The following is a 529-nucleotide window of genomic DNA, read 5'->3' as shown; positions in this document are numbered from 1 at the left end:
CGTAGCTGCCGCGAGATTACGCTTAGCCGAACGCGAAGTACCGGCGCTTGAGGTATCCGTTAGCGCTGCGGATTTATTTAAGATCGATAAGCAAGAAGCGCGTCCCGGCCTCGGTGATACGGTGACACTCGTAGATCCAGCGCTTGGCTTAACGGGCATCACAGCGCGGATTACGGAAATGACGGAGTATCCATATGCGCCCGATAAACATACGCAATTAACGGTAGCGAACGTAATGAAACGCGACTACACGCAGATACTCGCGGACTTGGAGGCGGGACGGCGCGCGATAGAGAACGTATTTAGCGGCGGAAGAATCAGAGCGGAAGTATTCGAAGAGTTCGCGCGGCTGGCGGTTAACGAGATCAACGCGAGTAAGACGGAGATTAAATACGATGAACGCGGTATCGTCCTGCAGTCGAAAACGGATCCGTCTGATCAAGTCATACTAACGTCAAACGGACTTATCTTAACGACGGATGGCGGAGCGACCGCGCGGACAGCGATAACAGCGACCGGAATAGCAGCG

1 protein-coding gene is annotated in these 529 nt (G+C 54.1%); it reads left to right on the top strand.

Going from position 1 to position 529, the window contains the following annotated elements; all coding sequences use genetic code 11:
* Positions 1-529, top strand: a 529-nt coding sequence (locus tag CA598_RS31725; protein WP_179283832.1) for a phage tail protein, incomplete at both ends; no start/stop codon positions are given.

The organism is Paenibacillus sp. VTT E-133291 (assembly GCF_002264395.1).
Lineage (GTDB): Bacteria > Bacillota > Bacilli > Paenibacillales > Paenibacillaceae > Paenibacillus_AQ > Paenibacillus_AQ nitricinens.
Note: the sequence above shows the minus strand (reverse complement) of the source record. Positions and strands in the feature narration are given on the sequence as shown.